Genomic DNA, 1,611 nt, shown 5'->3' on the forward strand with positions numbered 1-1,611 from the left:
GGCGTACTTCGAGGACGCCGCCGAGGACCCGGCCGAGGACGCCACCGGGGACGCCACGGGCAGCCCGGCCGAGGACGCCGTCGACGGCGCTGCCGAGGACGGCGCCGAGGGCGCGGACGGCGAGAAGGCGGAGGGCGCGGCCGGGAGCGCGGCGGGGGAGCGCGACAAGTAGCCCGGCCGGCCGGGGCGTCGCGTCCGCGGCCAGGGGTTCCGGAGGCCATCGTGCCGGACCCCTTGCCGGGGGCCGCGGTGTCCGCTAGGTGAGATCACCATGGCTGACACCGCGAACAACACAGCGCCCCGTAAGTCGAGTTGGAAACACATCGGCCCCGGCATCGTCGTCGCGGCGACAGGCGTCGGGGCCGGCGACCTGGTGGCCACGCTGGTCGCCGGCGCCAATTTCGGCTACACCCTGCTCTGGGCCGCCGTCATCGGGTGCGTCGTCAAGATCGCCCTCGCCGAGGCGGCGGGCCGCTGGCACCTGGCGACCGGCCGCACCCTCTTCGACGGCTGGGCCTCCATCGGCGGCTGGACCACCGTCTTCTTCGTCGTCTACGCCGTCGTCTGGGGCTTCGTTTACGGAGCCGCCGCGATGTCGTCCAGCGGTCTGCCGCTCCAGGCGCTGTTCCCCGGCGTGATGGACCTGGAGTGGTGGGCGGTCGCCACCGGCCTGGTCGGGCTGGTCTTCGTCTGGTTCAACCGGTACGCGGTGTTCGAGAAGGTCATGACCGTCCTGGTGGGCGTCATGTTCCTGGTCACCGTCTACCTGGCGATCCGCGTCGTCCCCCATCTGGGTGGTCTTCTCGCCGGGCTGCTGCCCGTCCTGCCGGACGGCCAGGACTCCGTCCTCAACACCCTGGGCCTGATCGGCGGCGTCGGCGGCACCATCACGCTCGCCGCCTACGGCTACTGGGTCAACGCCAAGGGCTGGACGGGCCCCGGCTGGATGAAGATCATGCGGCTCGACAACCGGGTCGCCTACGTGACGACGGGCGTGTTCGTCGTCGCCATGCTCATCGTCGGCGCCGAGCTGCTGCACTCCTCGGGCATCGCGATCGCCTCCGGCGACAAGGGCCTCGTCCAGCTCGGCGACATCCTGGAGGAGGAGTACGGCGCGGCCACCGCCAAGTTCTTCCTGATCGGGTTCTTCGCCACGTCCTTCACCTCCCTGATCGGCGTCTGGCACGGCGTGAGCCTGATGTTCGCCGACTTCGTCGCCCGCTACCGCACCAAGCGGGCCGCCACCGGTGAGGAGGTCGCCGAGGGCCGCCGCGAGAAGTCGTGGGCGTTCCGCGGCTACCTGCTGTGGCTGACCTTTCCGCCGATCGTGCTGCTCTTCCAGGGGCAGCCGTTCCGCCTGGTCATCATCTACGGCGTCCTCGGCGCGGCCTTCATGCCGTTCCTCGCGCTGACCCTGATCTGGCTGCTCAACTCCTCCCGCACGCCCGCAGAATGGCGCAACGGCCTCTGGAGCAACGCCCTGCTCGCCGTGGCCGGCCTGCTCTTCCTGGTGCTGTGCGTCAAGCAGGTCTGGGACCAGCCCTGGGCCGACTTCTTCTGACCGGTGCGGCCCTCCGACCGGCCCTCCGACCGGTCCGGCGCTCGGAGCGG

General features: G+C 71.0%; 1 protein-coding gene. It reads left to right on the forward strand.

Annotation, left to right across the window (positions count from 1 at the left end):
• Nucleotides 1-271 precede the first annotated feature (271 nt).
• Nucleotides 272-1,561 (forward strand): Nramp family divalent metal transporter, encoded by a 1,290-nt coding sequence (locus HW445_RS30290; protein WP_180224001.1) that lies wholly within the window; start codon nt 272-274, stop codon nt 1,559-1,561.
• Nucleotides 1,562-1,611: the final 50 nt, after the last annotated feature.

The organism is Streptomyces sp. UH6 (genome assembly GCF_013421635.1).
In the GTDB taxonomy this organism is placed as follows: Bacteria; Actinomycetota; Actinomycetes; order Streptomycetales; family Streptomycetaceae; genus Streptomyces; species Streptomyces abyssomicinicus.